The organism is Mesorhizobium sp. M8A.F.Ca.ET.165.01.1.1 (assembly GCF_004792065.1).
Taxonomy (GTDB): Bacteria; Pseudomonadota; Alphaproteobacteria; order Rhizobiales; family Rhizobiaceae; genus Mesorhizobium.
In genome coordinates, this window is record NZ_SRTH01000031.1 from 1 (window position 1) to 25774 (window position 25774).

Annotated in this window: 30 protein-coding genes and 5 pseudogenes; 18 read left to right on the top strand and 17 right to left on the bottom strand. The window is 59.4% G+C overall.

Annotated elements, in window-relative coordinates:
• Nucleotides 1–132: pseudogene (locus EN808_RS34415) on the top strand (IS481 family transposase); the annotation flags it as partial.
• A 219-nt stretch (nt 133–351) separates the two neighbouring features.
• Here the strand turns inward: EN808_RS34415 and EN808_RS37885 are convergent.
• The 4 genes from EN808_RS37885 to EN808_RS34445 all read right to left on the bottom strand — a co-directional run bounded on the left by EN808_RS37885 (nt 352) and on the right by EN808_RS34445 (nt 4151).
• Nucleotides 352–639 (bottom strand): hypothetical protein, encoded by a 288-nt coding sequence (locus EN808_RS37885; RefSeq protein ID WP_167531277.1) that lies wholly within the window; start codon nt 637–639, stop codon nt 352–354.
• Between the two features lie 122 nt (nt 640–761).
• The gene (locus EN808_RS37460) at nt 762–1409 is read right to left on the bottom strand and encodes a hypothetical protein (RefSeq protein ID WP_245525190.1); all 648 of its coding nucleotides are present in this window, start codon (nt 1407–1409) and stop codon (nt 762–764) included.
• A 226-nt stretch (nt 1410–1635) separates the two neighbouring features.
• Nucleotides 1636–2511 (bottom strand): plasmid partitioning protein RepB C-terminal domain-containing protein, encoded by an 876-nt coding sequence (locus tag EN808_RS34440; protein ID WP_245511659.1) that lies wholly within the window; start codon nt 2509–2511, stop codon nt 1636–1638.
• Nucleotides 2512–2591: 80 nt separating this feature from the next.
• On the bottom strand, nt 2592–4151 hold the full coding sequence (locus EN808_RS34445) for a recombinase family protein (RefSeq protein ID WP_135880743.1): 1560 nt from the start codon (nt 4149–4151) through the stop codon (nt 2592–2594).
• A gap of 317 nt (nt 4152–4468) precedes the next feature.
• Here EN808_RS34445 and EN808_RS34450 point away from each other — a divergent pair, with 317 nt between their 5' ends.
• A complete protein-coding gene (locus EN808_RS34450) occupies nt 4469–4789 on the top strand; it encodes a YMGG-like glycine zipper-containing protein (RefSeq protein ID WP_135881133.1) in 321 nt (106 codons plus the stop codon).
• On the opposite strand, the gene EN808_RS34455 is transcribed toward EN808_RS34450, so the two are convergent.
• Both EN808_RS34455 and EN808_RS36605 read right to left on the bottom strand, forming a co-directional pair.
• Nucleotides 4783–5415 carry a methyltransferase domain-containing protein gene (locus EN808_RS34455; protein WP_135880744.1) on the bottom strand — a complete coding sequence of 211 codons (633 nt, stop codon included), beginning with the start codon at nt 5413–5415 and terminating at the stop codon, nt 4783–4785. The two genes, EN808_RS34450 and EN808_RS34455, sit on opposite strands and share 7 nt — an antisense overlap.
• Before the next feature lie 118 nt (nt 5416–5533).
• A pseudogene (locus EN808_RS36605) lies at nt 5534–5680 on the bottom strand (sorbosone dehydrogenase family protein); the annotation flags it as partial.
• A 277-nt stretch (nt 5681–5957) separates the two neighbouring features.
• Here EN808_RS36605 and EN808_RS34465 point away from each other — a divergent pair.
• The 3 genes from EN808_RS34465 (at nt 5958) to EN808_RS34475 (ending at nt 7539) form a co-directional block, all read left to right on the top strand.
• On the top strand, nt 5958–6518 hold the full coding sequence (locus EN808_RS34465) for a M20/M25/M40 family metallo-hydrolase (protein WP_135906986.1): 561 nt from the start codon (nt 5958–5960) through the stop codon (nt 6516–6518).
• Entirely contained in the window at nt 6460–7308 is an 849-nt protein-coding gene (locus EN808_RS34470) for a hypothetical protein (RefSeq protein ID WP_135918163.1), read from the top strand. Before EN808_RS34465 ends, EN808_RS34470 begins: the two co-directional genes overlap by 59 nt.
• A gap of 117 nt (nt 7309–7425) precedes the next feature.
• The gene (locus tag EN808_RS34475; protein ID WP_272483032.1) at nt 7426–7539 is read left to right on the top strand and encodes a DUF982 domain-containing protein; all 114 of its coding nucleotides are present in this window, start codon (nt 7426–7428) and stop codon (nt 7537–7539) included.
• Between the two features lie 118 nt (nt 7540–7657).
• Here the strand turns inward: EN808_RS34475 and EN808_RS34480 are convergent, their stop codons facing one another.
• Both EN808_RS34480 and EN808_RS34485 read right to left on the bottom strand, forming a co-directional pair.
• The gene (locus EN808_RS34480) at nt 7658–7861 is read right to left on the bottom strand and encodes a hypothetical protein (protein WP_135880749.1); all 204 of its coding nucleotides are present in this window, start codon (nt 7859–7861) and stop codon (nt 7658–7660) included.
• Nucleotides 7858–8124 (bottom strand): hypothetical protein, encoded by a 267-nt coding sequence (locus tag EN808_RS34485; protein WP_135918164.1) that lies wholly within the window; start codon nt 8122–8124, stop codon nt 7858–7860. The genes EN808_RS34480 and EN808_RS34485 overlap by 4 nt, the downstream gene beginning before the upstream one ends.
• A gap of 156 nt (nt 8125–8280) precedes the next feature.
• On the opposite strand from EN808_RS34485, the gene EN808_RS34490 reads away from it, so the two are divergent.
• From EN808_RS34490 to EN808_RS34495, 3 genes are all read left to right on the top strand, one after another.
• On the top strand, nt 8281–8475 hold the full coding sequence (locus EN808_RS34490; protein WP_135906982.1) for a hypothetical protein: 195 nt from the start codon (nt 8281–8283) through the stop codon (nt 8473–8475).
• Between the two features lie 14 nt (nt 8476–8489).
• Nucleotides 8490–8657, top strand: a complete 168-nt coding sequence (locus EN808_RS36610) for a hypothetical protein (RefSeq protein ID WP_167531276.1) — start codon at nt 8490–8492, stop codon at nt 8655–8657.
• An 87-nt stretch (nt 8658–8744) separates the two neighbouring features.
• A complete protein-coding gene (locus EN808_RS34495; RefSeq protein WP_135918165.1) occupies nt 8745–9575 on the top strand; it encodes a Ku protein in 831 nt (276 codons plus the stop codon).
• Between the two features lie 215 nt (nt 9576–9790).
• Here the strand turns inward: EN808_RS34495 and EN808_RS34500 are convergent, their stop codons facing one another.
• Nucleotides 9791–10300 carry a pyridoxamine 5'-phosphate oxidase family protein gene (locus EN808_RS34500; RefSeq protein WP_135906978.1) on the bottom strand — a complete coding sequence of 170 codons (510 nt, stop codon included), beginning with the start codon at nt 10298–10300 and terminating at the stop codon, nt 9791–9793.
• 180 nt (nt 10301–10480) lie between these two features.
• On the opposite strand from EN808_RS34500, the gene EN808_RS34505 reads away from it, so the two are divergent.
• Together EN808_RS34505 and EN808_RS34510 are read left to right on the top strand one after the other, a co-directional pair.
• Nucleotides 10481–11824, top strand: a complete 1344-nt coding sequence (locus tag EN808_RS34505; RefSeq protein WP_245511656.1) for a phospholipase D-like domain-containing protein — start codon at nt 10481–10483, stop codon at nt 11822–11824.
• A 69-nt stretch (nt 11825–11893) separates the two neighbouring features.
• Nucleotides 11894–12338, top strand: a pseudogene (locus tag EN808_RS34510) (NAD(P)H-binding protein); the annotation flags it as partial.
• A gap of 863 nt (nt 12339–13201) precedes the next feature.
• Here EN808_RS34510 and EN808_RS34515 read toward each other — a convergent pair.
• The 3 genes from EN808_RS34515 to EN808_RS34530 form a co-directional block, all read right to left on the bottom strand.
• A complete protein-coding gene (locus EN808_RS34515; RefSeq protein WP_091586081.1) occupies nt 13202–13405 on the bottom strand; it encodes a CsbD family protein in 204 nt (67 codons plus the stop codon).
• A gap of 266 nt (nt 13406–13671) precedes the next feature.
• Complete coding sequence (locus tag EN808_RS34525) at nt 13672–13884, bottom strand: DUF768 domain-containing protein (protein WP_135918166.1); 213 nt, start codon at nt 13882–13884, stop codon at nt 13672–13674.
• Nucleotides 13881–14102 carry a DUF768 domain-containing protein gene (locus tag EN808_RS34530; RefSeq protein WP_135918167.1) on the bottom strand — a complete coding sequence of 74 codons (222 nt, stop codon included), beginning with the start codon at nt 14100–14102 and terminating at the stop codon, nt 13881–13883. Before EN808_RS34530 ends, EN808_RS34525 begins: the two co-directional genes overlap by 4 nt.
• Nucleotides 14103–15221: 1119 nt before the next feature.
• Here EN808_RS34530 and EN808_RS36615 point away from each other — a divergent pair.
• Nucleotides 15222–15638, top strand: coding sequence for a hypothetical protein (locus tag EN808_RS36615; RefSeq protein ID WP_167531274.1), 417 nt, complete (start codon nt 15222–15224; stop codon nt 15636–15638).
• A gap of 264 nt (nt 15639–15902) precedes the next feature.
• Nucleotides 15903–16556: a hypothetical protein gene (locus tag EN808_RS37890; protein ID WP_189522251.1), complete on the top strand. Its 654-nt coding sequence runs from the start codon at nt 15903–15905 to the stop codon at nt 16554–16556.
• 122 nt (nt 16557–16678) lie between these two features.
• On the opposite strand, the gene EN808_RS34555 is transcribed toward EN808_RS37890, so the two are convergent.
• The gene (locus EN808_RS34555) at nt 16679–16978 is read right to left on the bottom strand and encodes a DUF1236 domain-containing protein (RefSeq protein ID WP_135880760.1); all 300 of its coding nucleotides are present in this window, start codon (nt 16976–16978) and stop codon (nt 16679–16681) included.
• A 402-nt stretch (nt 16979–17380) separates the two neighbouring features.
• On the opposite strand from EN808_RS34555, the gene EN808_RS34560 reads away from it, so the two are divergent.
• Entirely contained in the window at nt 17381–17608 is a 228-nt protein-coding gene (locus EN808_RS34560) for a hypothetical protein (protein WP_135918168.1), read from the top strand.
• Nucleotides 17609–17938: 330 nt separating this feature from the next.
• Here the strand turns inward: EN808_RS34560 and EN808_RS34565 are convergent, their stop codons facing one another.
• Both EN808_RS34565 and EN808_RS34570 read right to left on the bottom strand, forming a co-directional pair.
• The gene (locus EN808_RS34565) at nt 17939–18427 is read right to left on the bottom strand and encodes a hypothetical protein (RefSeq protein WP_245525191.1); all 489 of its coding nucleotides are present in this window, start codon (nt 18425–18427) and stop codon (nt 17939–17941) included.
• Nucleotides 18424–18630: a DUF3606 domain-containing protein gene (locus EN808_RS34570; RefSeq protein WP_135880762.1), complete on the bottom strand. Its 207-nt coding sequence runs from the start codon at nt 18628–18630 to the stop codon at nt 18424–18426. Before EN808_RS34570 ends, EN808_RS34565 begins: the two co-directional genes overlap by 4 nt.
• A gap of 152 nt (nt 18631–18782) precedes the next feature.
• Between EN808_RS34570 and EN808_RS37895 the strand changes: the two are divergent.
• Nucleotides 18783–19162 (top strand): annotated as a pseudogene (locus EN808_RS37895) (ATP-dependent DNA ligase); the annotation flags it as partial.
• Nucleotides 19163–19275: 113 nt separating this feature from the next.
• A pseudogene (locus tag EN808_RS34580) lies at nt 19276–19517 on the top strand (TOBE domain-containing protein); the annotation flags it as partial.
• Nucleotides 19518–19584: 67 nt separating this feature from the next.
• Here EN808_RS34580 and EN808_RS34585 read toward each other — a convergent pair.
• The gene (locus tag EN808_RS34585; protein ID WP_135880763.1) at nt 19585–20652 is read right to left on the bottom strand and encodes a LacI family DNA-binding transcriptional regulator; all 1068 of its coding nucleotides are present in this window, start codon (nt 20650–20652) and stop codon (nt 19585–19587) included.
• Nucleotides 20653–20870: 218 nt separating this feature from the next.
• Here EN808_RS34585 and EN808_RS34590 point away from each other — a divergent pair, with 218 nt between their 5' ends.
• The 3 genes from EN808_RS34590 (at nt 20871) to EN808_RS34600 (ending at nt 24539) form a co-directional block, all read left to right on the top strand.
• A complete protein-coding gene (locus EN808_RS34590; protein WP_135880764.1) occupies nt 20871–21713 on the top strand; it encodes an ABC transporter substrate-binding protein in 843 nt (280 codons plus the stop codon).
• Between the two features lie 95 nt (nt 21714–21808).
• The gene (locus EN808_RS37745) at nt 21809–23350 is read left to right on the top strand and encodes an amino acid ABC transporter permease/ATP-binding protein (RefSeq protein ID WP_135906966.1); all 1542 of its coding nucleotides are present in this window, start codon (nt 21809–21811) and stop codon (nt 23348–23350) included.
• 64 nt (nt 23351–23414) lie between these two features.
• Nucleotides 23415–24539, top strand: coding sequence for an FAD-binding oxidoreductase (locus EN808_RS34600; RefSeq protein WP_135906964.1), 1125 nt, complete (start codon nt 23415–23417; stop codon nt 24537–24539).
• Nucleotides 24540–25327: 788 nt separating this feature from the next.
• On the opposite strand, the gene EN808_RS34605 is transcribed toward EN808_RS34600, so the two are convergent.
• Nucleotides 25328–25645, bottom strand: a complete 318-nt coding sequence (locus EN808_RS34605; RefSeq protein ID WP_135880767.1) for a hypothetical protein — start codon at nt 25643–25645, stop codon at nt 25328–25330.
• Nucleotides 25646–25774 lie beyond the last annotated feature (129 nt).

Below are 25774 nucleotides of genomic sequence, written 5' to 3' on the forward strand. Positions count from 1 at the left end.
CACCGCGCCGCAGAGTTGCCGGTCTGGCTGCACAGATACAATTGGCACCGTCCCCACGGGAGCCTAAAGTCCAAAACACCTATCAGTCGCCTCGCTCTAACCGAGGACAACCTGTTGAGGCTCCACAACTAGCTAGCTTCCTTGCAGAAGTTGATGGCGTGGCCCGTCGGGTCACTGGCCTGTCAGGTTCGAACGTCTACCCTGCCCCAACGTAGCGGTTCCATCCCGGCCGGGGACCACCGCGTCCGGGCGATTCATTGTCCACAACATAAGCGGAATGCTTTTCATCAACCTTTTGCGGGTCGGAACAAAGGCGAATGATCACATTCATCTGCTGAAGGGACACCGTAATCAGCAGACAGGACTATAAACATGAAGGCTTTGATCTTGAGCGCCGTAGCGCTTTCTCTTGGCATCCCGGCTATCGCCACGGCCGCCGAGGCTGATGTGGTGATCACGTCGCATCACCGTCACCACCATCGCGCCGTTGTCTATAATGACGAGGGAGGTCGGCTCCATCATCGCCATCATGGGCATGTCGCATTCTATGACAATGGCGAGCGTGCGTGGCGCCACCGCCATCACCGCCGGGATACGGTCATCGTGACGATGGGTCACCGTCGCCATCACCATCGACATGTCGTCATCGATCAGGGCAACGACTAGGCCGCGTGCGTGCCCGGCTCCGCTATATTGAAAGGCTCGAGCCGGGCGCACCGCAATCTGCCGGGCTTTCTTCTCGCTGGCTTTGTGGCTAAAAACTACTGACCCATCCCGAACTTGTAGGTCAGCCTAGCCATCACGGCATCAACTTTTGCGTCGGTGCGATAGGTCTCAGGATTAGCACCGAGGCTGCCGTTATCGAACACGTTGTTGCCCGTGCTCGTCTTATGACCGAGGTCAATGTGGGTGTAGTCCACGCCGAGCGAGAGGAAAAGCTCATCTCCTGTCACCAATTTGCCATCAGTGAACAAAATGAGAACATGAGAGTCAATACCTCTTGACCTGACAGGAATATGTTCCTTATTCCTGATGTATCTGAGCAGGAAAAAGGCCATGGGAAAGCGCCAAAATGCGCCGATTGGCGAAGCTATGTCCGATTTGGAGTTTACTGCCCAGCAGGCCATAGCTGCAGCCGGTGGCGACGTTGTGGTCGCCTTGCTGACCGTCTTGGCCAGGAACGCCAAACTTGAGCGGGAACTCGTTTTGTCACGCGCGGCGGTCTCGAATGGGTTTTCTCGCGGCTGGCTTAAGGCGCGCCCATAGATGGTGGACACCGCCGAAGACAATTTCCGGATCGAGGTTTGGGATCGGGAGGAGAAGACGCATCTCGAAACCATCTGTCGATCGCCGGATGCGATGGTGAGCCAAGCTGCCTGGCATGCCGCCATCAGGCGCCGGCCCGGCATGCTGCTGATCCATTACAACAGCCGCCACGTCATGGAGAAAATGGTCACGCCGGGCGAAGTAAAGCTTCCGCCTCAAACGATCATCGACGGCAGCATACACGCCGGACTCGACGTCTCGCTCGGCGATCTGCGAGAATGGCACACTCTGCGAGCCTGGTGCAAGAATTGCTCCCACCATGCCCCGGTAAAGGCGGCCGGACTTATCCGCCGATACGGGAGGGACGCGCTATTCAGCACTGTTGAGCGAGCGCTTCTCTGCACGAGCTGCGACCGGGGCGGGCCGGTCCGGCTCGAGGTCCACAGCATGCCGCGAAACTAAGGGTGATGACCGATCGCTTGCGACCCGGCTTGCGGCGGGTGTTTCTTTGTATCGAGCCTCGCGGAAGTCGAGCAAGTTCTGAAACACCTCCAGTTGCCCCGCGAAATTGCGCGCCAGATATCGAACCAGCTTGGGGTTGTTCAGCAGTCGGTCGAAATAGCTCGTAGCGGCGATCAGGTTTAGCATTTCTGAGCCGTGGGTGCTGGCAGCGCTCAGATAGTCATGGCTGACCTCGGCAATGTTGGCTTCCATGGCGGCCATTTGCGCCGGGGAAATACCCTCGTATCTTTTTCTGCGAGCCAAGGGATTGGTGAGTTGTGATCGTGGGGTGAGCTCGATCAAGAGCCTCGCTACTCGAAATTCCACGCGGTTCATCGCGAGCATCAACCGGACAACCTCAACCTGCCGGCCCGGCACGACCTCTCGTAACAAGCCGAAAATCTTCAAGGGGGCGCCGAAATCGTTCAGCATGTCGAGAGCTTCGAGGCAGATGCCTTCGACAAGCGGCTCGTCGACGCGCGGCAAGGAAATCTGCCGGTCTTCGCAGATACCCGCTTTCACCCCGGCCTCTGGCGAATTTTGCATCAAGATCGAAGGAAGCGTTGCGAAGCCATTCGATTGAAGCAATCCTTGAAATGCAGCGATGCGCAGGACATGACGAAAGGCATCGACGACGCTTTCCATCTGGTGTTTCACCGCGTCGGCTTCCCTGATGAATTCCTGCATATTGTCGACTTGGCGCCTGTAGGTCTTCAACAAACCGGAGACACGCAGCGGGTTCATCGGCGCCCGCGAATCTACCGTCAGCCGAATGGCATGCCGATTGTTTGTGACGAAGTCGCGAAGCCCGGCTTTCGTAGTTCTCATATATTTGCCGGCATTGGTTCTCGTCTCGCCATCTCAACCACAGGATCAAGCGAAGCGAACAGGAAGGCATCAAGGCGCACGCCATTGTCGGCCTTGAGCATGTGAAGGGCAGAATGCGCTTCATGAGCGGGTGCGATTAGGAAGTCACGAACGGTCTGATTATCGGTCTCCATCCTGATCAAAATCGTCACCTCTGGCCCGATGAGACCCCGCTTCCAGAACGGCCAGCGTGGAAACCCGGCGACGTTCATCCGATATTGCGCAGTCCAAATCGCCACGGAGAATTCATCATTGACACGCATAATCTTTGTTTGGGGATCGTACAGCGCCGAGCCACCGACCCCGCCGATGTCCGAGATCAAGTTCTCGATTGTTTGCTGCCGAATCTGAATGAGCCGCCTTCTGATGTCGAGTTTCCGATAGTTCGCCGACCCGTCGTATCCGATCAACTGGTAGGCGGCGTTCATGCTTCCAAAGCGATGCGCGTAAATGCTGGCTGAATGACAGCCTGGAGCTGCATCAATTATCGGACTCGACAGCCGTCCCCGCTCTTTCCAAAGCTTGGTCAGATCGGCCAGCAACTCCTCATCGGATCTGAGGTAGGTGCGCCCCCGCCTGATAGCTTGCGCACGATCGAACACCGCCCGGGTTACGAGCGGCTTGATGACGTTGTCGGCGCGCACAAATGCGCCTGGCGGATTTCTTACCCGGTTTTGCAGAAGCCTGTGGGATATCCGGTTCCAAACACTGTTGCCGATATATTTTTCGCTGGCCAGTATCGTGCCTACGCACTCTCCGGTCCAAGGCCGGCCAAACTCGGTGACCAGGCCGCGCGCGTTTAGAGCAGCCGCAATTTCGACTGCCGTTTTTCTCCTTTTCACAAACTGGTTGAATATCCATCGGACGGTTGAAACCTCATTTTCAGGCCCGGGAACGAGAACGACGCGGTCGCTGGCCAGGCCTTTTCGCTCATCGTGATGGAGGATTCCCTTCGGATTTCCAGAGCCGTCGACAAGAAGGCGCCTCAACCCATAGCCCGCGGGGCCACCGCCGCTGAAACCGAGTTTGACTATGCGGCTTTGGCCAGCAAAGACCCTCTCTGACAGCATTCGGCTGTATTCTGCTGCCATGCTACGCTTAATAGCCTTCAGCACGTCGGACCCGACGCTCCCATCGTTGACGAACAGTTCCGCGCAGAACTCGATCCGCACTCCGGCTCTTTGGCATCGGTATTCATAAGAGGCGCTTTCATCAGTATTCTGAAAGCGTCCCCATCGGCTGACGTCATAGACCACGACAGTTTCGAAATCGGCCCGCCGGCTTTCGATATCTTCGATCAGCCGCTTCAAGCCCGGGCGTCCCCAGATGTTGAGCCCGCTTCGGCCCGGATCTTCATACGTGGCAACGATCTCATAACCCATGACATCTGCATAGTTACGGATCGCGTCCTTCTGATTGTCGATGGAGTAGATTTGCCTATCCGTCGACATGCGCAGGTATTGAGCAGCGCGAGCCCTTCGCCTTTCAAACTCGGGGTGGGTGGTTGCTTTGTCCATCGCGCGGGCCATGGTACTCAGACCTGATAATAGAGGCCTGTACCGCCTGCGATTTGGTTAGGAAAACATGTCGAGTTTGCTTCGAATGCGAGCCGTCGGCCGCATCCAGATATATATCCGTGCGCAACTATATCGGCCGTTGAGATCAGCGGGTATGCCCGTTTCTTTTCCGCTTTGGAAACCATGGCTTTCAACTCATGGGAAACCCTGACTCACTTCGTGAGAATCCGCGCCGCCGTTCCGCCGCAATGCAACCGCACTCGGGCTTCATTCGCCCCTGTCCGTCAGTCCCCGGGGCTTTGAGTGGAGTTCCAGTGATGATCATCAAGAAGGCTATTCTCGCGGTGCTGGTTACCGCAGCACTTGCCGGCTGCCAGTCGCAGACCGAAGGCCAGCAGCGCGCCACCACGGGTGCGCTCCTCGGCGGCGCCGGCGGCGCGCTGGTCGGCCAGGCGATTGGCGGCAACACCAAGAGCACTGTCATCGGCGCGGCTGGCGGTGCGCTGCTCGGCGCCGTCGTCGGTTCCGCCACCACCCCGCAGCAGCCCCGCGGCGAACAGCTCTGCCGCTACCAGGACCGCTACGGCCGCATCTACACCGCACCCTGCGACGACCGCTATTACAACGGCAACTACTGAGCCGTTGCCGCCCCCTTCTTTGCGAAGGCCCAGACCATCAGCGGGTATTCCTCGTCGTTGCTGAGGTCCCGCCACAGACCGTAGGCGCGCACAGGGCCACCGATGTGGGCCCTGGCGCAGGCCTTGTTGCCCCAGCCATGGACCTTGACATTTGCTTCGGCAAAGCCGCCCTCGACCATCAGCTGCTTCAGGCCGGCGGGCGTCCACCTGTTGTAGTCGTGTGGCCTGGCGTGCACGCGAAACAGGAACGGTGTCGCCACCATCGCCCAGCCGCCTGGCCTGGTCATGGCGTGGATGTTTTGCACGGCCGCCGCCGGCCGCCGGACATGTTCCAGCACCTGATCGGCGATGACGATGGAATATTCTTCTTCCGTACGGTCCCGGCAGATGTCGAAGGCGGGGAAATCGACCGACCGGTAGTTTGGGCACATTGTCCGCCAGTATCGGTTCCAGCCGGGCGAGATCTCGATCACGTCCGAGGCCTTGCGGTTTCCGGCTTCTAGGAAAAGCGTGAACGCCTCAATCTGGCGGATGCGCAGCCAGTTGCGCGAATCATAGCCGAGCAGGCGTTTGGCCACCTGTTTGCTGCGGTTTTTCAGGGTGCCGGCAAGGCTTGTCGTCGTCACATCGACCTCCTCCTGCCCGCCGCGAGATGAGCCTAGCCCAGGCAAGTGGGCAAAAGATGACAGGACAGCCTATCGCACCCAGGACCATAGGCGCGAATAGCCTATTGAACCGTCATCTGTACAGATCGTTGCCGATCAGAGCGACGCCGAACGGCGAGTTGAGATAATCGAGGAACACGCCCTGATATTCTGGCACGCCGTCACCGTTGGTGTCACGCAGCAGGGTTTTCCGGTTGCTCGGTCCACTATCTTCGGCCGAGCTCGCGCAGCCTTGCGTCGCGGTAGCTTCGACCGGAGAGCGACGTGGAAACAGTTGCTCGCGCTGCTTGGTCCAGCCCTGTCGCGCTCTTGAAGGAACGGGCTCGCAAACACTAGGCTGGCGGGCAAGCTGGGCCAGGAGACCGCTTTTCGCCAAGCGGAAATATGGACCATCGAGGTCGAACCCAGAGATGGCCGACACTGCGTGGCGATGCTGCTGCGCGGCAGCGGCCGAGCCACTGTCGTGCTGACGGGACACTACGATACGGTCACCACCCGCGACTATGGCGCGTTGGAGGATATCGCCAACCGACCATCTGCTCACGCCGGCGCTCGGCAAAAGCCTCGCAGATGGTGGCACAGCGGCCGCCCAACGCGCGCGCGCCGATTTTGCCTCGGGGGAATTTCTCGCCGGCCGCGGCCTGCTCGACATGAAAGCCGGCCTCGCGGCGAGATTGGCCGTCTGCACGCAATTCGCCGAGAGCGCCAATCCGCCGGGGAACATCTTTTTCCTCGCCGTTCCCGACGAGGAGAACAATTCGGCCGGCGCGCGCAAAGCCGCGCAGGCGCTGCCATTCATCGCGCGCGAACGCGATCTCGACTTGGCCGCGGCAATCAATCTCGATGCGATCGCCGACGATGGCGACGGCAGCAAGGGTCGCATCATCGCCCTGGGCACCGTCGGCAAACTACTGCCCACCGCCTATGTGATCGGCATCCCTGCCCACAGCGGCTTTCCGTTGAACGGCTTGAACGCCGCAGCTGGCCGCCGCCATCGCCAAGCGCGTGGAATGGGCGCCGGAACTGACCGACCAGTCCCAGTTGGGGACTGGCACGCCGGCTAGCCTGCTCAGCATCCACGACAGCAAGGCCGGCTATGACGTGACAACGCCGGCAAGCGCCTTTGTCACCTTCAACGTGCTGAGCTATCGCTGGGCGCCAGACGAGATGCTCGACCGTTTCGAGCGGCTTTGCGCCGATGCGGTTTCGGCCTGCCTGGGAGATCTCAAGCTGCGCCTCGGCCCAGGCAATGGCTCCGCTGCGGTCAACCTGGTCGATAGCGTTGCGCTACACCGCTTTGAGGCTATTGCTGCCGGCCTCGACGAGGACGCCAAGTCCAAGCTGGGCGAACTCGGCGCTTCGCTTGCCGACGGAGAGCTCTCGCTGCCTGAACAGTGTCGGCTCGTCACGGAAGAAGCGTGGCGATTGAGCCATCTTTCCGAGCCGGCGATCGTCGTCGGCTTTGGCTCGATCCCCTATTTGCCGACAAATCTGTACCAAACACCGGCTGCAAAGAGGTTGCGCGAAATTGCCTTAGAGATCGCCGCCAACGCAACCCGACGCTACGGCTGTGCAATCGGCTGCGCGGACTATTTCGCGGGCATCTCTGATATGAGCTTCTTTGGGGAGGCGGTCGAGTCTTCGCTCGACGTTGTTGCCCGCAACACACCTATGTGGCGCGACGGTGTGCGGTGGCCCCTGCATCGTGGCCTGGCCAACATTCCGACGATCAACATCGGTCCGTGGGGTCGGGACTATCACACGCCGCTGGAACGGCTGCACATCGGCTACTCGTTCAACGTGCTGCCACGCGTCCTTGGCGAAGTCTGTACGGCTTTGCTCAACGAAGGCTGACGCGGACGCAGAGCACTTCGTTTGTCCACTCTAACGGAGGAAGAATTTGGCGAACGCAGAGTTGGACGGCGCTGGGTGGAAGCGAGGGCGCCCGGCCGGATTGACCGGGACCGGGTGGTGATTACGGTGGCCGATTCAGCGCAACTCCTGTTGCGTGACTGGCCGGCGCCGGCCTCGGAAGTTCGTCTCGCGGCACTCAGGGGCTGCCTCGCGGTACTGCGCGGTGAATAGCCGGCGCGATTTGCCAGGCAGGCATTCCTCGTCGGAGGCAGAGACGCCGAATACTGCTGCGAACCGATTTGACCTCGTCCCGCACTTTACTTCACAGCTCAGGGCTTAGACCTAGCCCTCAGGGTTTGGGCAATGTCGGTTGAGTGGGCTGCGTGCCCTGCTGGTCGCCGCCGGTGCTGCTCTGCGGCGTCGGATTGCTGTCGATCTTCGGGTTCTTGTCGACAGGCTGGCTGTTGACCGTATCCGTCTTGGATTTGGCGGGATCCTCATTGCATCCCGTCAAGGCAGCAAGCGCAATCGTCACCAACAGAATGGTTCTCATTCCAAGCCTCCCTTCCGTGCCACTGGCAAGACGTTAGACCAGTGACCCACCCGGTCAAATCGAACCGATAGGCCTTGCCGTGATGCTTTTCTGGCCAGCACCAGATCGAGTGCCGCGTCATCGACCGGACTGCGCATGAAGGGACGGACAGCCTGGCAAGCCGACTCCGTCGAGACAAAATCGCAGGAAGTGCTTCTGGCCACGACATAGTGTTCGATCAGAATACCAACCCGTTTCAGCGCGATGTCTTGGGCATACTGCATCTGCTTCTCCTTGGCTGCCGAACTTCCGGACACGAGTGTTGTTCCACCTGTACAGAAAACTTCGCTTCCGGGCCGCCGCACCATCTGACGCTGGCGCACGGATCCAAGGGACAATCCTGCCGCGCGGTGGTTGGGGCGCAACCAGGAGCGCAAAATATGACCGGCAGCAACAAAACTGGCGGTGGTTACCGGGGCCTCAAGGAGATAGACAAGAAACTCGCCAAACTTTGGGCGAGGGCCGGTTTTAACTTGATCATCGCGGCCGATGAGCCGGCGATCAGGCAAGCGGCCGAGGGCGCTTTCGTCGAAGACGTGGCGGTGAAGCGCTTGAAGTCGATCTGGCAACCCTAGAGGGCGCCGAAAAATTGATCGCCCGGATCGGCGATCGTATCGATCTTCTTTTTCTAAATGCCGGGCGCGGCCTCGGCACGGTTTTCTCGACCAGGACTGGAAAAAAGGCCCGTCGCATCGTCGACACCAACATGACCGGAACAATCTGTCCAGCCCATCAACTGGCGGCGGGGATGCCTTGAGTCGCGTCCGGCGCCAGATGGCCGGGGTTCGTAGGAACAATTGCAGGTGGCGTCCGTTTGTTGGCTATCAGCCATCGAGGAACCCGCATGACCGCACCACGAGCCGTTTGGAAGGGCTTCTTGAAAGTCGGATCCGTTACATGTGGCGTGAAGATCGTCGGCGCGACCAGCGAGGCGTCGAAGATCCATTTCAAAATTCTCAATCGCAGGGACGGCTTGCCGGAAAAAAGCGCCTACATCGATGAAGCGACTGAGGAGGAAGTCGACGCCGAGGACCAGGTGAAGGGTTTCGAGATCGACAAGGACGACTACGTGCATGTCGAGCCCGATGAACTCAAAAAGCTGAAGCTTACCTCGGAGCACACGTTGGAAGTCGGCGAGTTTGTCGACCTCGACGATGTCGACACGCGATATCTTGAAAAGCCGTATTACCTCATTCCGGCCGACGGCGCAGCGGCCGAAGCTTTTGAAATCATCCGCAAGGCCATGGAGGAGAGAAAGGTCGCGGCCCGCTCCTGCGTCGTGCTTTACCAGCGTGGCCGCGAAGTGCTGATCCAGCCCTTCGGCAAAGGCATGCTCTTGACCGAGCTGCGCAGCCACGGCGAGATGATATCTGCGGAAAGCGTGTTCGCCGATATCAAGAAGGTAGAATATGATGCGGACCTGATCGAGGTCGCCAGCCTGCTGATCGACAAGAAAGTGACCCGTTTCGATCCGTCGAAATTTGAAGACACCTACGAGGACGCGCTGATCGCGATGATCGAGGCCAAGCGCAAAGGCAAGCCGCCGCCAAAACCGGCGCCCAAGCCGAAGGAAAATGTCGTCAACCTGGCCGAGATTTTGCGCAAGAGCCTGGCGCAAGCGGACGGCAAGTCGGAGAAAGGCAAAGCCACGGCATCGCGCAAGCGATCGGCCTAGCTAGGGCGCTCGAGCCTGCCCGCCTCAGCCTCGCACTCCAGCGTCCAAAGCCAGGCTGCGAATGTTCGTGCGGGATGTTGCAAGGCTGCGGCCCAAGCTGCGGGAAGCGCATCGGAAGATTATCGAAATAGACTAGCCGAATATCCCGGATCCTTGCTGGGCAAGGTGCTCCGGTTCACTCTTGCCTGCCCCTGCAACAAGCCTCACCGGGAATTTCAGAGTTGCACCTTGGCATTGTCACCAACATCAGGTTTGGCCCCGGTAACTGCAGCGAAAACCATCTTTGCAGTAGCGACGACAAGCCCCGGGCTGTCCCACAATTCGCCTTCGTCCGGGGTCACCTTGATAAGCCGGATTTCAGGATCGCTGGCGCTTTCCCACCAGGCCTTGTCGGTCTTTTCCCAGAGCTCCGCGATTTTCCCTCTGTCGTTTGTCACTGCGGCCGACCCCGAGATCGTAACGTATTTGTAGTGGCTGCTGTCGCTCCAGGCCAATGTCACCTTGGGATATTTCGCCAGCTGCTTGTTCTTGGCGCCGTCGTCATTGACGAGGAAATAGACGGCATCCTCGTCCCTCCTGACGCGAGCCGAGAGAGGACGGGCGCGATTGTATTTCCCGTCCCAGGTCACAAACATGCAGATGTCGATATCCGTGGCGAGTCCCCAGATCCGGTCCGTGGCCTGGGCCGGGGTGAGGTCGCTATCTTGCTCTCGATCGTGGGTCATGAGTTGTCCTTCGGGATAAGGTGATTTTGCTACAACTCCGGGAGGGTCTCCACGTTCCAGTCAATCGCGCGAAGCGACACCGTGCAGACTGGACCCAGCCCGGTGCATTCCATCCGGGAACCCTCATCCCAATCGAGTGTTCTTGTTGGGCGAATTCACCCTTTGAACATGGCGAGAGACGTGCGGCTGAGCAACTTTGGAATGCGATCTGCTATCAGAAAGGCGGTCGCCGTCCGGCCAAGGCTTGGGCGTTGGCTCGATAATCTCAAATATCTTGCCGTTGCTATCACGGCCGGCCTGGTCACGCTGGTGGCGATTAACCTGATGCCGGATCCACGCGCGATGCGCACGATCGTCCCACACGTTTTCAATGCTGAAGATCCCGCATTCGCAAGGAGCATGAGCAGCTATTCAAACGGACAGATGTACGATGCGAATGCCGTACAGACCCTGGTCAATGGCGACGATATCTTTCCGGCGATGCTGCGAGCGATCCATGCTGCTCATTCCAGCATCGATATGGAAACCTACATCTATTGGTCGGGTACGGTCGGCTACGACTTCGCCATCGCTTTGGCTGCGAAGGCGCGAGACGGCGTCGAGGTTCGCGTACTTGTCGACTGGGCCGGCAGCCTCCCCTTCGACGAAGATCTAGTCCACGTCATGACGAGCGCCGGAGTGCGGTTTCAGCGTTATCGACCCGTCCATTGGTACACAATGGATCGGGTGAACAATCGAACCCACCGCAAGCTTCTCATAATTGACGGGAAGATCGCATTTACCGGAGGCGTCGGGATCGCCGACAACTGGCTGGGAGACGCACGCAACCCGAATGAGTGGCGAGACACCCACTATCAGGTAGAAGGACCCGCCGTATCCGCCTTCCAGGCGGCGTTCGCCGAGAACTGGCTCGAGGCGGCAGGCGAGACCTTGCAAGGTGAAAAATTCTACCCGCCACCTGAACCCGCAGGATCACTCAGCGCGCAGTTGATCCTGGCTTCCCAGCCGAATGGCTCTGTAAACATGGAGTTGATGATGTTGGCCGCCATGGCTGCCGCCAAGGATCACCTGCGGATCGGAATGGCCTATTTCGTTCCGGACGACATTGCGATCCAGCAAATCTTGGACGCCAGGAAAAGAGGCGTCGCGGTCGACGTCATTGTCCCCAACTCGCTGACGGATGTCCCCATCGTTCGAAAAGGCTCGCGCTATTTCTGGGGCGAGTTGCTCAAAGCCGGGGTGCGCATCCACGAGTTTCAGCCGACAATGTATCACCCTAAGCTGTTGATCGTGGATGATGTGTGGGCCAGCTTCGGCTCGGCCAACCTGGACGAGCGGTCGCTGCGTCTCAACGACGAGGCCAATCTGAACATTTACGGCAAGGATTTCGCACAGACGCAGATCGATCTGTTCAACCAGGACCTTGGGCGGTCGAGGCAGATCAGTCTTGAGGAGTGGCAAGCGCGGCCGTGGACTGAAAAGGTGACGGACTGGTTGTCGAGCAGACTGCGCTCGCAGCTGTAGTGTCTGTGCAGACAAGCCGCACTATGTAAGCCTCTGATCGAACAGGTGAGAGGCAGCTGATCAATGGCAAAGCATGCCGTTGTCAGTTCATTGGCACCTGCCATGAGCCCATTCCACAAGGTGACCCTGCTCTCGACGGCGACGCGCGCGCTGGTCGGTCATGGAGCAGCAGAACATCCGCCGGTTGGTATGCATCACCGGCCTCGGCGCCGGTGACAGCCGCGGCCATGGCGGTTTCTTCTTCGACCGACTGCTCCTGCCCCTGATGCTGCGGAAGGTCTATGAAGACAAGGATCGCCAGGAAGATGCCATCCGGGGCAGCACGCTCGACTGGACCATCGTTCGACCGATGGTGCTCAACGACAAGCCAGCGCGCGGCCGCATCAAGGCAGTGACCGACCTTTCAGGGGTACATGGCGGGACGATCGCGCGAGCCGATGTCGCGGATTTCGTCGTTCAGCAACTCACCGCGGATACGTGGTTGCGCAAATCGCCCCTGACCGTGAACTCATAAAGGGTCGGGGTGGGCGGGCTCGTGCTCTTACGGTGCTGCAAACTGATCCGCAAGACACTGATGCGCAGCGAGAACGTCGAGATACTATCGGACAAGACCAATGCCGCTGTCATGCGGCATGCTGGTCGCGCCTTCCCGGGCGTTAGGCGGGTGCACCCTTGCACACACGGTTCAGACGCACGACTTCCCCGTCGGAATCGGCATGATACTTTACGCGCTTACGGCGTTTGTTCGTGGCCCCTGTGGGCAGGTCCTTTAAAAGCTTGAAAGCTCTGGCCACTCTCCGCTGGCAGGTCGAAGGCCGACTTCTCCTTCGTGATTCCCTCGATGGGCACACCAGCGGATTTTCTGCATGGCGGCGATGGTTCCCGCGGAGAAGCGAGGGGCGCGGACTGCGTCGTGGCCGGGAAAGAAGAGGCTACGGAACATTAGAAGTCGCCAATTGTTTATAGCATCGGAAAACTGAAAAAGCCCCAGTGGATGCTCGTGAATGAACACTGCCCAGCGCGTCAATTCGTGGATTACTGCTCAGAAGCCAATCGCTATCTGCGACAGCTGCATCGTGGACGAATTGAATGTAACTCCAGCTCAAGTCGGCCAGATCACCGGGGCCCTTGGAACCACGTCCGACTTCGACCGCGATAAAGGAGTATGCGGGCGCTGCTGCGAGAAGACCGTTATACGCGCGAATTAGTCTGGAGCTGAGCGTCGACTGAAGGCAGTCCCCGGCCAAGCAAGGGGTCGATGTGCTGGCCTGCTGAATTGTCATTCGGCTGGTGAAGCGAAGTCAGGACGAACTATCAACGTGGGAGCGCAGGTAGGTCCGGCGCCGCCCACCGCCGGGCCATCTTTCGCTTTCGGTTTTACCAACCTTGCCTGCCATACCAGTCATCGATATCGCGTCGCGCGCGATCCTTTTCGATGCCGTAGCGCTCCTGGATTTTGCCTTCGAGCTGGTCGCGCTTACCTGCGATGCGATCAAGGTCATCATCAGTGAGTTTCCCCCACTGTTCCTTGACCTTACCCTTCACCTGCTTCCAATTTCCTTCGACGCGGTTCCAGTCCATGACGACCTCCATTGTTCGAAAAAGGCGGAACGTCGTCGAACCTCCGAGGTTCCCGGCGACCAGGGATTCATAAAATGACCGGGGTCGCAGCAAGACACTGTCGGGGCGCAATTCCTGCTATAAGCGCGATATCGCCAGGATGAGCAAATTCGAAGCGCCGCACCATGTCGGGGATTGTGGCTTTACGAAAACGCGTCCACACATTTTAGGTCATGCTCAATTGTTGCCGTCAGGGATGACCAAAATGGGAACGGACTGCGAACGAGTCAGCCGCCACGGCGATGCGCCATCGCTTCGAAGATCACTTCGAAGACGCTCCCCACTTCTTCAGTCACCTCGCTGGGTGCGATCCCCAGCTTTTCAGCAGCTTTCAACATTTGATCGGCCACGTCGCTAGCAGCGATCGGATTGCCAACCGGTTCGTCCGGCAAATGATTTACGACCCAGTCGTCAAGGAACCAGCGGCCGCGCAAACTCACTCGGGAAGACCGGGGTCGAAATGCATGATGGCTTCGATGATGGTGCGGTAGAGGCTGTCGACCTCTTCGTCGATCTCCCCACGCTTAATGCCGAGCGCCTTCGCATCGGCAATTAGCTTATGGGTAAGTTCGTCCACGGTGATGACATCTGCTTTTGCCGTCTCCGCGACGTTGTTCGCGATCCATTGGTCCAGGAAATCGATGCCACGCGCGCTCATTAAGCCATAATTTCAGGACGGCTCTTAGGTTCCTCCTACCGGCCCAGGGGCTGCTTCGAAAGCGATGTCAGCTCGGCTTCATCTTTGATGCCGGCCATGTAATTGGCAATGATACGGGATGCGAGGGCGTCACGACTACCGGGTGATTGATCATCGCTCTTGAGGCGATGAAAACGCGAGCAAGCAGGGCCAGTTCCGGTGGCTGAAGAATGCCGGCCTCAGCAGCTTTGTGTCGAATTGGCATGCTCCCAACTCCAACAGCGAGGCCGCTATAAAACCAGGGCGCCGGCTAAAGGCAAGGCTATTCCTCTTCTCGGAAATCCTGCAGCGGGGCGTGACGAAGGTCTTCCTCGCCCCGCAGGTGCTTTACGCGGCCAATGTGCCCAGGCTTTACCCATTGCGTCGCCGGCCGCTTCATGCCCTTCGGCGCCGGTCCAGCGTGCTCCTGGACACGCTTCTATAGGCGCTTGCGGATGGCCCGGCTGGAGTTCATGAACGCCAGCAGCGAGCGCAACCAGGACTGGAAGCCGACGTTCGAGCGGGAAGGATGAAGGATGGCTGTCGCCTTTTGGCGGGGGCGTTGGGGACAAGGCGCCGGCCGGGCGAGCCGATCAGGTTCCGCCGCGTTGTAAGTATGGGCGATGTGTCGGAGCAGAGGATGTGGCGTGATCGCGTAAGGCTGTTCAGCGTAGTGTCATCAGTTTGCTCTTCGAAGTACGCTTGGCAGCCTTCGCTGAAAAATTGGCTGTCCGGTTCAGGCTGCAGGCCGAATGGGTGCCAGGTTTGCAGTCGGGATTGCAGGTGCGACTGACGACATGAATGACCGGCGAATCGCTGCGGCCTTGAGGGCGATGCCAACGGAGGGGCAGGCCCGATGCCGTCCTGGCCTTCACCCTGGCCGCTGGCGTCGTCATAGCGTTGCTTGGCCGTTTTAAGGAAAAGGAATTCTCACGCTCGATCTAGGCGGCTCGGCGCCGGGGGCATCGAGAGGAGGCGGCGCCGAGCCTAACCGGTGGGACACAAGGTTGGGATGATATGAGCATCCCGCCGGCTACGGGCGGTTATGCTCTTCCTGAAATAGATCCGAAGCATCCGAACGAACGAAAATAAGAGGCATCCTTGCGCGACCACGAACTGACCGAGCGGCCCGGCAAGGGCTGGACGCCATGGGAACACGGGCCCGCAGCGGTCTGGTGGGATGCGCGGAAGCTGCACTTTGCTCTGTTGAACGTCAGCGTGCTCCTTTCCGGCTCTGAACTTGTTGCGATCGAGCATTGGGATTTTCGCGGCGACAGATGGTGCATGCGCAAGCCGCCGTCCGATCCCCCGCCGCTTCCCGAGGTCAACCGGATCGAGAGGCAACGCGCGGCAGACGAAGCCTATGAGCGATTCCGTGCGCAAGGCGGCAGCGCGCGCAGCTGGGGCCAGCGAGCCTATTTGCGCGGGCGAAATTCAAGAATCGTCGCAGATGGCTCCGGTTCCAAAGGTTCGTGGCCGGGCTCCTCGTGCCACATGATCTGGCGCAAGTCGCGCTGATCGACCGGCTGACCGCATGTCGGACAGTTATAGAAATGATCTGCTTCGCGAATGAAGACCGCGCTGTGCACCTTGCCTGGAATCGGTGGGCCGAGGTCTGATAGCTTTGTCATGGCGATCGAAACAAGCCGTCACGAGTTCCGGACTTATATTAGCATATGCTAATTTAATCACAGTTGCGAGTCAGCGCATGTGTCTAACATCAAGCCTACCCGAAACTATTTTAGCACATGCTGATGGAATCGCGCTTTTGCGAGTCCAGTCATGCGTTTGAGGTTTGTCGCGCCTTTGATGCCGACGCATATCGCTCAGCCATCCGAGGGCGAAAACTGGCTGCACGAGGTGAAGTTCGACGGCTTTCGCTGGCAACTCATTATCGACGAGAATGGCACCCGCATTTACACCCAACGGTCTCGACTGGAGCGTCCAAGTTCGCGAGCCAGAGGCTTAAGCCGCATACCTTGGGCGGAGAGCGCCATAGTCAACGGCGAAATCATCGTTTTGAACAATGCTGGTCTGTCTGACTTCGCGGGCTGCGCAAGGCCACCTCCCCCCGGCAGCACGACCTCTATTTCGTGGCCTTCGATCTGCTGCATCTCAATATGCATGATTGCGCGACATGGCGCTGGAAGGCCGTCGCGCGATCCTGGCCAGCATGATCGGGACGGCGGTCGGATTCAGTTTACCGAGCCGCTGCCGGGCGAAGCCAAGGCGGCATGCTTCTTTCCACGACTTTCGGGCGGCCGCTCATTGACCAGCGTCTTCGGTGAGGAAAGATGCAGCAATCAGGTCGTCGCCAGCAATCTGACCGTGACCGACATCCATGATGGCCACGACCTTGTGAAAGATTTTGAGTTCGGCCTCAGTTATACGCGCTGCCCGCATTCTCGCCTGCAGATCTGCCAAGCGCGCCACTAGAGCCTCGGTCGTCTCAAGCTCAGGGTTCTTCATCTTCATTTGTCCGGTTGAGGTGTGACGTGCGATGCACGCCTTACACGCCCCGCCACGGTTGGCGGCGGGGCGCGAGTTCGTTCGAACTTTCAGTCGTAGACTTTGACGATCTTGCGGGTGCCCGGGTCGACCAGAACTGTGTGTTTGTCGACCACTACATAACGATACTTGACGTTCGGAACTTCGTGGAGCTCGACCGTGTCAGGTAGAGCCGTGCCGACGTTCAGTTCCACTCCCGGAATCTTGACTGAAGCCAGCGGTTGCTTCTTCACGTATTCGCGCACTACAGTGTCCTGTTCGGGTGTGATGACAACATCCTGCGCTGCCACCGCGCCGACGCCGGCAAGCAGAACGAGCGCCGCGGCGCCGCTGGTTAGGTGCATTCTCATACTTTTTCTCCTCTGACCTGGCGAACGGCACGACCGCCTGTGCGCCAAAAATCCAAACCTGTCGGCAGGCCAGACGTTCCCTGCCGGGACTTCGGTCTGATCTTCTGCATGACCAAGGTCCCTTCGCAGATGCGCAATGGTCGTGCCTCTTCGACACGGCGGAACGGCCTCGAGCCAGGGTAGTTGCTTCTCCAAATTCGGAGAAAGCAGATGGATAGAAGCGTTGGGCAAGCGCGCTGGTTGCTAGCGCCGATTTTCGCGACGGCCGTCACCTTTTTGGTGATGGGCATAATCCTCGGGTGACATTTCATGGATCGGCACAGCTACGTCCCTTCCTGTGCTGATAGGACCCGCGAGCCGCTCCGGCAGGCTGGCGGGTCCTCTATTTGGAGTATGGAAACGATGACATTGGCCCAGATATCGAAGGTGCATGCGAACGCTAACGACGCAGCGAATGACAATCCTTCGCCTGAGCCTGGTTTGCCGAACGCCGTGTCTTTGACTGACGAGGAAAACATTGCCGATCTTGTCAGGCGAACCGAGCGCACGGCTATGTGGGTGCTTCTGGGAATGGGCGGCTGGTTGGCGTTAGTCCCTGTTGTCTACCTTGTGATGACCCACGGAATTTGAACGCTTACGAGCATTGCCCGACCGCCTAGGCCGGCTATGGCTCATTACGTCAGGACCTCGTGTCCGGATTGCAAAGCCGCCGGCCGCGATCGGCGACAGGTGTTTTTCACAGGCATTCCCGACTGCGAAGGCCAGCAGCGGGCGCGCAACCGGGACTGGAAGCCCACATTCGCGCGGGAAGGATGAAGGATGGCCGACGCCTTTTTGGGCGAGGGGCGTTGGGGATAAGGCGCCTGCCAGACGAACGATTCAGGTGGACAGATGGCCGATTTATCCGGGCCAACCCTGGAAGAGCCGGAGATACTCCGAGCCATCGATCCCGGTGCAATTCTAACAGGCGCCCTTGATCAAGTGCTCCAAAACAGCGAAGTCATCTAGATCCCTATATGGTGTGAGATCCAGATCGCCGGGAACGCGCTTGAGCGCCTCTTCATCGATTTGTTTCTCGTGAGCTTTCATCACCGACTGGTAGGCCCGCCAAGTCAGGCCGGCGCCTCTGACAGCTCCCTGCTCAGCGCGCAACGCAATCTGATGGGCATGGAGGTAGTGCAACCTCAACTCGTCGAGGAGTGCCTTCTCTACAATCTCGTGCGTGACCAGGAAGGGCGTAAGTCGCATGTCGACGCCCTTCCATGCGATCGTGCGCGGTAGATGCCGATCGATGTAGACGGTTTTCGCATCTTCGCTATAGCCAGCAATGTAGGGGATGTCGAAGTCGTGACTAACCGTAACTCGCCTCTGAAGCGCCGTGACAGCGTCCGCTAAGACCCTATCATCCACCTCCTCAGATTTGTGGCGGACTTCGTTTTCAAGCTTCAAGACGTTGCTCCATTTGATCGTGCATTGAGAGCTTTCGCCTCCCGCTCAAGGGTGTCGCGATCGTTGCCGTGCCTTTTGATCAATTCACGGACCTGCGGGATAGACAGGCCGAATTTGCTGGCGAAGTAGCCGACCTCATATTCCTCATCTCCGCTCACGCGGCCGCGATCCTGATAGCCAAGCTTGTTCTTGTCGTCAGTCATCGTTTTCACTCCCGTCTGAGATCGAGCGCAACGTGCTGTGCGCCAGTTTGTTTCGGCCGGCACTGCCAATTTGGGAACTATTTTAGCAAATGCTGATTGAATCGCCGGTTTGCGAGTCCGTTAGTATGCGTTTGAAATTCGTCGCGCCTTTGATGCCGCCCCTTGTCGACCAACCGCCCGACGGCGAGAACTGGCTGCACGAGGTGAAGTTCGACGGCTATCGGTCGCAGCTCGTCATCGATGAGGATGGCACCCGCGTTTACACGCGCAACGGTCTCGACTGGACCTCAAAATATCGCACCCTGGTCGAGGAAGCCGCGCAGCTCGGCGCCGAAAGCGCCATTATCGACGGCGAGATCATCGTTCTGAACGATGCAAAGCGATAACCCGCCGGCAGCACGACCTCTATTTCGTCGCGTTCGACCTGTTGCACCTCAATGGTCATGATCTGCGCGACATGGCGCTGGAGGAACGTCGTGAAATCCTGGCCGGTATGATCGAGCCTGGCCGCCGTATCCATTTCAGCGAGCCGTTGCCGGGCGATGCCAAAGCGATCTTTCACCTGGTCGACCAGGCTGGGCTGGAGGGTATCCGGTTGGTGACAAAGGCGACACGGAGCCACATCGGGCAGGTCGGCACGCCCATGGCCGCAAGGCGACAGTGCCGATCGCGACGCCTGCTTCGGCAAAGGGAGTGGGGTCAGCTTCGGCGTGCGGCCGGAAGATCTCGCGATCGCCAGTGATACGGACTATCTGTTCGAGAGGACGGTCGACTATGTCGAGCAGCTCGGCGAGGTCCAGCTGGTCTATATCGACATCGGCCGTGCCGACCTTCCGCTGGTGACCAAGCTGCCGGGCAATGTCGAGGTCAGGCGCGGCTCGACGCTGCCATGGCTGGACCAATCGGCCGATCGCCGCTGCGGTACCTGCGCTTGGCGCTAGGCGTCTAGGATCCTCAGCTCGACGGCGGCCCAACGGATCCGCGTTCGATGATCGTGGTCGGCAGGATGAGCCTTTCGGGCGATCGTATTTCGCCCTTTAACCGCCGGATGAGCAGTTCCGCGACACTGTTGCCGAGCGCATAAACGGGCTGATCGATGACGGTAACTGGCGGGGTTGTCACGCTCGTCCAATCCGCATCATGGAAGGTGATCAGGGAGATATCCTCGGGGACCTGCAGGCCACGCTGGCGGATCACCCTGAATATCTCCAGTGCTATGACGCTGTCGGAAGCAAGGATCGCCGTCGGCCGATCCGGCCCTGACAACATTTCGTCGGCAACCCTGCGCGTTTCGACATGGCTAGTCGCCCCAAGGCGAACAAAACGTTCCGGCCGGTCAATTCCGGCATCTCGGCACACGGCGAGGAACCCGTCGATACGCTCGCGAACCGACGAGGTGTAGATTTGCCCGAGATCGCGGTACTCACGCCCCTCGGAGGCGACCGCGGTCACATAGGCGATGTCGCGGTGTCCGGCATCCACAAGAACGCGGGTCGCCCGCATGGCGATGCCGCGATCGTCGACCGTGACTGTATCGACATCCAGATCGGGCAGCGCCCTGTCGAGCAGGGCAAGCGGCCGGCCAGAACGATGGATGTCGCGCAGGTGCGAGATGTCGCGCGATTCCGACGGTGTGACGATCAGCCCGTCGACGCGCTTGCCGATCAAAAGCCGCACGGCTGCCTTTTCAACTTCGATCTTCTCGCCGGAGTTGGCCAGAATGACATTGAAGCCAGCCGCCCTTGCCGCATCGCTGATACCGCGCACTGCCAGGCTGAAGAAGGGGTTCTCAATATCGCCAACCACCACTCCGATGATGCCGGACCTGCCGGTCGTCATGCTACGGGCCAGCTCGTTAGGGCGGTAATCCAGTGTCTTGGCCGCAGCCATAACCTCAGCGCGGATCGCTTCGCTGACCACGCCGTATCCACCCAGCACGCGCGCGGCTGTCGCCTTCGACACGTTTGCCGCGCGGGCGACATCGCTGACTGTTATCGACCGTTTCGGCGCGGTTGTTTTCATCGAATGAGGACTTACAAGAGTTATTGACGGAAGGTCAATCTGACGGTAACCCTTACCAAAGAGACCGGTCTCACGCAATAAGAGACCGGTCTCTAACGAAAGGTGATTCCTGACACGGAGTGACAGCTAGCGTGCGGTGCGCCGACGAACGATGTGCCGCGTGAAATTTTCCGGAACAGACAAAACCAGAAGAACAACTTTCAGAGTGGAGAGAAGACATGAGCAGGATTGGAATTCTCAAGCCGTTGATCTCGCCGGTCCGGGCCGGCGCAATGGCTCTTATGGTTGTATGCATCGGAGCGGGTCTGGTTTCGCGGGCTTCCGCGGCGGATGACAATCCCTTTGGCCTCATTGATGCGAAGGTCATCAGCGTCGGCACCATGGGAGACGCCAAGCCATACGCTTTCACCCAGGCGGATGGCACATTCACAGGGTTCGACCTTGAACTGTTTCGCAACGTCGCTGGTCGCCTTGGATTCAAACCCGACCAGGTGATCTTCACCGGCCAGGAATTCTCGGCGCTTATGCCCTCGGTTGCCAACGGGCGATTCGATGTCGCTGTCGCCGCGATCGGCACGACGGATGCGCGCAAGCAGACGGTCGACTTTTCTGACGGGTATCTTGCAGGCTATCTCTCCGTGCTGACCGCCGACAAGGCCATCACGTCGGCGGATGGGCTCAAGAGCAAGCGTCTTGGCGTCGTCCAGGGTACGCTGCAGGAAATCTACGCCGCGAAGAATTTTGTCGGAACCGATCTCGTCAAATTTCCTGACAACAATTCGGCCGTCTCGGCGCTCAATAATGGCACGGTGGACGCTCATTTCCTCGACTACGAGGCCGCCAAGCAGTATGGCGAGCGGTATCCCGGGCTGAAGATCGCAATCAACATTCCGTCCTTCGACGCTCCCGCCGGCTTCGTGATACGCAAGGGCAACGACAAGTTCCGCGATGCATTGAACACCGCGCTTCACGCTGCGATGCAGGACGGTACCTGGAAGACGCTCTACGAAAAATGGTTCCCCGGTTCGCCGATGCCTGACCAATATCTCCCCAAGAAGTAGCCGCGCCCGGCCGTCGGCCTGGGTGCCGGCGGCCGGACCTTACCTGCCGCGCTTGATGTCTGCCGGTGCCAACAGCGCAACGGAAAGGGGACCGAATGGACTGGCTTGAAAACTTACGGCGCAGTTTCCTCGACTGGCAAGCCATGGCGGACGTGCTGCCAAGCATGATCACCATCGGATTGAAGAACACCTTGATCCTCGCCGCCGCATCCACGGTGCTCGGCATGATCCTGGGCATGATCCTTGCGGTCATGGGCATCTCGCAATCGCGCTGGTTGCGCATTCCGGCTCGCGTCTACACCGATATTTTCCGTGGCCTTCCGGCGATTGTCACGATTCTGCTCATCGGCCAGGGCTTTGCCCGCGTCGGCCGTGAGATCTTCGGGCCGTCGCCCTTTCCGCTCGGCATCCTCGCCCTCAGCCTGATCGCCGGCGCCTATATCGGCGAAATCTTCCGCTCCGGCATCCAGAGCGTCGAGCGTGGGCAGATGGAGGCCTGCAGGGCGCTCAGCATGAGCTACGGCCAGGGCATGCGCCTGATCGTGATACCGCAAGGCATCCGCCGCGTCTTGCCGGCCCTGGTCAACCAGTTCATCGGCAACGTCAAGGATTCGAGCCTTGTCTACTTCCTCGGCCTGCTCGCGTCGGAGCGTGAGATCTTCCGGGTCGGGCAGGACCAGGCGGTGGTCACCGGAAACCTCTCGCCATTGCTTCTGGCTGGTGTCTTCTATCTCGTCATCACCGTGCCGTTGACCCATGTGGTCAACTACATCGACAACTCGCTGCGGGTCGGCAAGCAAAGGCCTGGCCTCGTCACCAGCGGCCTTGCCGAAGTCAGCGAACTGGAAAGCGCCATCGGCGGCCCGCCTTCGGAGACCAGCCCTGAAGACCGCTCGGCGCTGCCCCGGTTCAAGGGCGGCAGTCTTGCCGTCACCGATCTCGACATGGCCTACGGCGATCTCAATGTTCTCAAAGGCGTCAGCCTGACGGTCAAGCCTGGCACGGTCACATGCGTCATTGGTCCATCAGGTTCGGGCAAGTCGACCTTGCTGCGCTGCCTCAACCGCCTGGTCGAGCCCAAGGGCGGCGACGTGTTGCTCGATGGCGCGAGCATCCTGGCGATGAAGACTGAAAAGCTGCGCCGGCGTGTCGGCATGGTGTTCCAGCAGTTCAATCTGTTTCCCGACCACACGGCCCTGGAAAACGTCATGCTGTCGCTGACGAAGGTAAAAGGCCTCCCGGTGCCGGAGGCCGAGCGCATCGCCGAGGCGCGCCTTGCCGATGTCGGGCTGGCTGCCCGCAAGAACCATCGTCCCGGCAGCCTATCCGGTGGTCAGCAGCAGCGGGTGGCAATCGCCCGCGCGCTGGCAATGGACCCGGAGGTCATCCTGTTCGACGAGGTTACGAGCGCTCTCGATCCCGAACTGGTGAAGGGCGTCCTAAATCTGATGGCGGATCTCGGCCGGCGCGGCATGACGATGGTTGTCGTCACCCATGAAATGGGCTTTGCTCGCAAGGTGGCCGATCAGGTCGTCTTCATGGATGAGGGCCGCGTCATCGAGGCCGGCACGCCCGCTGCGATCTTCGATACACCGAAAAGCGCACGCCTGAAGCACTTCCTAGCCGAAGTGCTTTGATCCCACGATCGCGGCCCCCTGAAACGGTCGCCCCACCAACCTCCACCAATCGAAAGAATATCCCATGGCTACCTCACGTTCGGTCTCAAAGGTCGTTGTTGTCGGGGGCGGCATTTTCGGTGTCTCCTCGGCGGTTCATCTTGCGAGGCTCGGGATCGAAACCGTTCTGGTCAATGATGGACCGCTCGCCAATGGAGCTTCCGGCCGCTCGCTCGCCTGGTTGAATTCCGCGCGCAGGCGATCAGCGGAGTATCATCGCCTGCGCATGATCGGTATCGACCGCTACCGCACGCTCTCGGCAAGATATCCGGATGTTGCCTGGCTGCGCTTTGACGGCGGCCTGACATGGGATGCCGATGACGCCTCCAACGAGATCGCGGATATCTTCGCCCATGAAAAGGGCCTCGGCTATGACGCGCAACATCTGTCCGCGGGTGCCATCGCTTCAGCTACCCCCGGCATCGCCGCAAGCGCTGTCACGCCTCAAGGTGCGATCTTCAACCCTGGCGAGGGGTGGGTCGACCTGCCGTCGCTGATCGAGATATTGATCGCGGAATTCCTGCAGCGTGGCGGGCAACTGGTCACCGACGCCGGAAGCGCCGCGGTCACCGTCATTGACGGCCGCGCCACCGGCGTGACCACGACAAACGGCGCCAGCTTCGCTGCCGATGCGGTCCTGCTGGCGACCGGCGGCGACGTGCCGCGAATGGTCGCGGTCACCGGGGAGCATATCGACGACGGATCGCCGATCGCTCTGCTGGTCAGGACCAAATCGGTCGATTTGCCCCTCCGGGCCGTGCTCAACACACCGCGCGTCGCCATCCGCCCGACGCCGGACGGAGCTCTCGCGCTCGATTCCGCCTGGTCGGAAGAAGAGGTGGCCGTCGATTCCGACGGCACCTATGGTGTGAAGGATTCGACCGTACAGGGCCTTCTCGATGAAGCCTCGAAGGTTCTTGAGGGTCATCCGAAACTGGAACTGGAAAGCTACGGCGTCGGCCCCAAGCCGATCCCCGGCGACGGCGAGCCGGTCTTCGGCCAGCTGAAGGACATCCAGGGATATTACGTCGCCTTCAGCCACAGCGGCGCGACGCTTGGGCTGATTGCCGGCGAACTGCTTGCCGGCGAGATCGCCACCGGAAAAGAACATCCGCTCCTTGCAAACTTTCGGCCAACTCGATTTTCTTGAGTACCAAATCCAAGGGCAATTGCGCCAAGCCGAACAATAGCCGGCGGTTGCGGTCGACCGTTGCAGACAATGGTGACTTCGTCCCTCGTCGCGCTGGGTTTGGCTTCAAATTCTCACCTTCTTGGGCATCGGGATCGCGCTGCCGAATATTGTGATCTCCGTCCTGGCGACCGTCATCGGCCATCAGCAAGTAGAGGGTTGAATACTCACCGACGCCGGGCGGTAGCGATATCGCGGAATCGCGGTGGCACCGTATACGCCAGCGCTGGCCAGCCAGTAATTCAGTGAGAAAGGTGGGAAGATTCATGGCCGCCCGCCCTGACTGACTTGGTTGAGCGTTTCGCAACGCCACCGCCCATCCTAAGATTGAGGAGCTTTTCCTAGCTGTCCCACCCAAGATAGACTCCCGGCAGTGCCGCCATGTCATCACTGATCACCTGGACCTCCCGGCCACTAGCCACGGCCCTCAGCTGAAAAGCCCGATCCGATTCAGGTAGTAAAGCGTTTGGAGGCTTGCGCGATGGAGTGCCAAGCATCGAGGAGCCGTACGGGTGGCTCTGACGGTGAAAAACGCCGACTTGCAGCAAACCCGCGCAGCCGCACGATCGCGTGCATCAGCAATCCCCCGCTGGCGGCACTCCCCCCGATCGGGTGTTCCCTGTCCGGAATCCGTTTGCTCGGAGTGACGCTAACCGAATTTGGGCGACACCTGATCCGGGCCAGGTCGGCAAATCTCCCTGACTATCTAGGCCGTAAACTCATAAATACGAGATGGCCGGGATGGGTGGCTAACGGACAAACCAAAAGGGTGTATCTGCTCCAATTTGATATAGCTCTTCAAACATATCTGCACTGATCTTCTCGAGCTTTGCCTCAGCCATGCCTTCGCGCCAGCTGACATCAATCAGCGACGGACAGTGGTCTCCGTTGCGCTGCTCAAGTCCAACACTGTTGCGAGTGACCTGCCCGTTGGGAAAGATCTCCACAGACCGCAAAACATTGTCAGCCGCCTCATCTACCTCATACAGTAGCCAGAGCGGTTCACCTTCCGGCACAATGTCATCCGGCCAGCGTCCACGAAAGTAGGTGTAAGAGTTCTCGCTCATGGGCGAAATTTAGTCTTTCTGCCTTCGTTGTTGAATGTCCGAATGGGTCGTCTATCGACTGGCGGCTTTCATGTTGCGGTGAAATCTGATTCACGCTCGGCATGAGCCGATATGACCTGACTGAGTTCG